4 protein-coding genes are annotated in these 4001 nt (G+C 73.5%); 3 read left to right on the top strand and 1 reads right to left on the bottom strand.

Features of this window, described 5'->3' with window-relative positions:
- The first annotated feature begins 133 nt into the window (after positions 1–133).
- Positions 134–1132 carry a DUF2510 domain-containing protein gene (locus tag ACTWQJ_RS47715; RefSeq protein ID WP_443312621.1) on the top strand — a complete coding sequence of 333 codons (999 nt, stop codon included), beginning with the start codon at positions 134–136 and terminating at the stop codon, positions 1130–1132.
- A 159-nt stretch (positions 1133–1291) separates the two neighbouring features.
- Here ACTWQJ_RS47715 and ACTWQJ_RS47710 read toward each other — a convergent pair whose 3' ends face one another.
- Positions 1292–1906, bottom strand: coding sequence for a TetR/AcrR family transcriptional regulator (locus tag ACTWQJ_RS47710; RefSeq protein ID WP_129803017.1), 615 nt, complete (start codon positions 1904–1906; stop codon positions 1292–1294).
- A 191-nt stretch (positions 1907–2097) separates the two neighbouring features.
- On the opposite strand from ACTWQJ_RS47710, the gene ACTWQJ_RS47705 reads away from it, so the two are divergent.
- Positions 2098–2895, top strand: coding sequence for a phosphatase PAP2 family protein (locus ACTWQJ_RS47705; RefSeq protein WP_443312620.1), 798 nt, complete (start codon positions 2098–2100; stop codon positions 2893–2895).
- Positions 2892–4001: hypothetical protein (locus ACTWQJ_RS47700; protein ID WP_443312619.1), on the top strand; the 1110-nt coding region annotated here is incomplete at its 3' end. The genes ACTWQJ_RS47705 and ACTWQJ_RS47700, both read left to right, overlap by 4 nt.

Genomic DNA, 4001 nt, shown 5'->3' with positions numbered 1-4001 from the left:
GGGCTGCGGCTGGCGCCGGCGGCCGGGAAGGGCCCGGTGCGGCTGGTGCTGGAATGACCCGGGGTCAGCCCGTGTGACATGGGGAGGTGATCCCTCTCATCCGCCTTTCACCGACGCCTCATACGGTGGGGGCATGACGCAGGAGACTCCTCCCGGGTGGTATCCCGACCCCGGGCAGACAAGTGACGGTCCCGCCACCGAGCGCTGGTGGGACGGCAGGGCGTGGACGGACCGGACCCGTCCGGCGGGGTCCGCCGCCGCCTGGGGTCCCCCGGCGGGGCCGCCCACCGCCGACGCGTACCCGACGCAACCCGGATATCCGGGACATCCCGGGTACCCGGGGTACCCCGCCCAGCCGCCCGCCGCCCCGCGGCGCGGTCTGCGCACGGGCATAGCGGTCACGGTCGCCGCAGTGGTCCTGGCGAGCATAGGCGTCGGCGTGTACGCGCTGACGAAGGACGACAGCGGCGGCGCGAGCCGCGCCGACTCGCAGCAGGGGCCGGGCGGTGCCGGTCCGTCCGACGGCCCGAGCGGTGGGCCCTTCGGCGACTCGGGAGGCTCCGGCGGCGGCCAGTCACCCGCGCCGGAGGCACCGGAGGTCGAGGGTGGCGGCACGGTGTCCGACGCGGTCAACGGGATCAGCCTCCCGGTGCCGGAGGGCTGGACCGGCCAGGCCTTCAGCGTGGGCGCGCAGCTGACCTCCGACGACACCTACGAGTGCCCGGGTGACACGTCCAAGTCCTGCACGAAGGGCGGCGCGTACTCGGCGCCCGCCGAGGTGCTGGGCACCGAGGGCAGCACGCCGGAGGAGGTCGCGAAGGCGGACATCGCCGCGAACGCCGAGGAGTCCTACGGCGGCACCACGTACGGCGAGATCACCTCGCACGAGGTGCTGGCGTCCAAGGCGGTGACCGTGGCCGGACAGAAGGGCTATCTGGTCCGCTGGAAGGCCATCACCAGCAAGGGCGCCGACGGCTACGTCGAGTCGCTCGCCTTCCCCTCGCCCGCCGACTCCGGTCAGCTGGTCGTGGTCCGGTTCGGGGTGGACGCCGACCAGAAGGTGTCCGTCATCGACGAGATCACCGAGGGCATCGAGGAGTCGGCGGGCGGCGGCAACGGGCAGAACGTCTGACGCGCCCGCCCACCGGGGCACGACACCGATCGGCCGGGTGGGGCGCCTCTCCGCTCAAGAGGAACCCCACCCGGCCGGGGGGTGCGCGCCGCCCCCGTCCCCACGGTGCGGCGCAGGCAGGCCGGTCGTCCAGTCATCCCGTGGACGGCGGCCTGGGTCTCAGGTGAGGCCGAGTGCGGGCAGCACGGCGGCCTCCAGGAACCGGAGCAGATAGTCCCCGTCGGCGTCCTCGCCGTCCAGGACCGGCCGGACGCGCAGGACGCCGAACATCTGCGCCGGCACGTACTCCAGCGCCGGATGGTCGGCGGGAACTTCCCCGCGCTCCACCCCACGCTGCAGCATCTCCCTGATCGCGGCGATCTCCGGCTCGACCAGCGCCTCACGCAGCGCCTGCTGGAGTTCCCGGTCCTCCACCACGGCGTGGCCGAGTGCCTGCATCAGCCGGCTGTCCTTGCCCGACCTCTCGCCCGCGGCCCGCGCGGCCTGGCGCAGGTCCTCGGCCAGCGAGCCGGTGTCGATACCGGCGAAGCGCGGGCAGGCGTTCGAGCGCAGGGCCGCCGCCACGAACTGGGGTTTGGTCTTCCACTGCCGGTACAGCGTGGACTTGCTGCACCGGGTGCTGGCGGCGACGCCGTCCATGGTGACGGCGTCGTAGCCGCACTCGCGGATCTGCTCGAGCACGGCGTCGAAGAACTCCTGCTCACGCTCGCGCGTCAGCTTGGAGCGGCGCGAGGCGCCGACCGTCTCCGGTCGGTCCGCGGCCTGCGACGTCATCGGTTGGTCTCCTCGCTCGCGTCCGGCGGCCCAACGGGGCCCGCTCTCCAGTGTGTCGCACGTTATCGATACGCCAGTGTACCGGTACTCAGTCGTATCGGTACACTGGCGTATCGGTACGGCATCGTATCGATGACTTCGTCGTACCACCCGAACCACACATGCACCACCGTCAGTGAAAGGGCCGGGGGATGAATGCCCGCACCGAGCCTGCCGAAGCGGAGACCGACGCGATAGCGCGGCCGCCGATCGTCCGTGAGCTGCTGCTCGTCGCAGGGCTCTTCGCCATCTACAAGTCGGGCCGGCTGCTGGCGACGGGCCACACCGGCGAGGCCTTCCGCAACGCGGATCACGTCTGGGACCTGGAACGAGCCGTCCGTCTGCCCGGGGAGAGCGCGGTGCAGTCCGCGCTGCTGCACGGTGACACCCTGGTGCACCTCGCGAACACCTACTACGCGACGGTCCACTTCCCGGCCACCGCAGCCTTCCTGGTCTGGCTGTACATGCGGCGCCCCGGGCACTACGTCTGGGCGCGCCGAGCGCTCGCCGCGGTCACCGCCGCCGCGCTGGTGCTGCATCTGACGTTCCCGCTCGCGCCGCCGCGGATGCTCGCGGAGGCGGGGCTCGTGGACACGGGGCAGGTCTACGGGCCGTCCGTGTACGGCTCTCCGGAGACCGACCAGTTGTCGAACCAGTTCGCGGCGATGCCCTCGCTGCACTTCGGCTGGGCGCTGATGCTGGCGATCGGGCTGATCGTCGCCACCCGGTCGCGATGGCGGTGGCTGTGGCTGCTGCACCCGCTGCTGACCCTGCTGGTGATCGTCGGGACGGCGAACCACTACTGGCTCGACGCGATCGCGGCGACCGTGCTGCTGAGCGGTGCGCTCGCGGTGATCCGTCCGCCGCTCCGGACGACCGTCACGGTCCGGCCTGCCGCGGACGACCGCGTACCCACCAAGGAGCCGGTGCTCGTGGCGGCGGGCCGATGAGCGCCACCGTGGTCGCCGTCGTCCTTTCCCTTTTCTCCGCCGTCGCCTACGCGGCTGCCGCTGTCGCCCAGGAACGGCTGGCCGCCCGGAGCTCCGGCTCGGGTCTGCTGCGGCTGCTCGGCAGCGGGGCGTGGTGGCTGTCGGTGGGGCTGAACGCCTCCGGCGCACTGCTGCACATCGTCGCCCTCACCTACGGTCCGCTGACCGTGGTGCAGCCGCTGGGCGCGCTCACCCTGGTCGCGGCAGTACCGATGGGCGCCCGGGTGGCGGGACGGAAGGTCAGCGCGGTCGAGTGGCGGGGCACCGCGTTCACCCTCGTCGGGCTGGCCGCGCTGCTCGTCACGGCGTCCGGGCCCGCGCCCGACGACACGCTCAGTGTGCCCGAGGCGCTCGCGGTGGCCGGTACGGCGGCGGTGCTGGTCGGCGCGCTGGCCCGGCCGGGCGGCCGGAGCGGCCTGCGGCACGCTACCGCGTCCGGCGTCGCCTCCGGCGTCGGCTCGGCACTCACCCAGACCGTCACGGTGGCCGCGACCGACGGCTCCGGCCCCCTGCTCAGCGCGCAGGTCATCGGGGTGGCCGTACTGGTCGCCGCCTTCGCGGTGGGCGGACTGCTCCTGTCGCAACTCGCCTACCGGGCCGGCCTCGGCGCCCCACTCGCCGTGGTCACCCTGTCAAACCCGGTGGCCGCCGCACTCATCGGCCTCTCCCTACTGGGCGAACGACTACGGGGCGGCCCAGCGGGCATCCTCGCCGCGGCGACGGGCGCGGCCCTGGCAGCGCGAGGCGTGGTACTGCTGTCACGGGCGAGCCGACCCGTCAGTCCGCGGGCAGTCGTGCCTCCCCCAGTGCCTGAACGGCCTGGGGGAACCCCCAGGGCGATGGGGGTCCCCCCGCGCGAGCGAAGCCGAGCGTGGGGGAGAAGCCGAGAGTGGGGGAGGGTGGGCGCTGGGGGTCCCCCCTCTGGGGGAGGCACCCCGCCAGCGCCGGGCAGCGCGACCCACCCCCCAGCCACAACACCGGTCACCGCCCAGGAACCCGGCACCGCAGCAGGCCGGGTGGCCGCGCAGAAGGCCGGGGACGAGGCAGCCCCGCACCAGCCGGACCTC

Origin of the sequence: Streptomyces sp. KR55 (genome assembly GCF_052245645.1) — a bacterium.
Classification (GTDB): domain Bacteria; phylum Actinomycetota; class Actinomycetes; order Streptomycetales; family Streptomycetaceae; genus Streptomyces; species Streptomyces flavusporus.
Note: the sequence above shows the minus strand (reverse complement) of the source record. Positions and strands in the feature narration are given on the sequence as shown.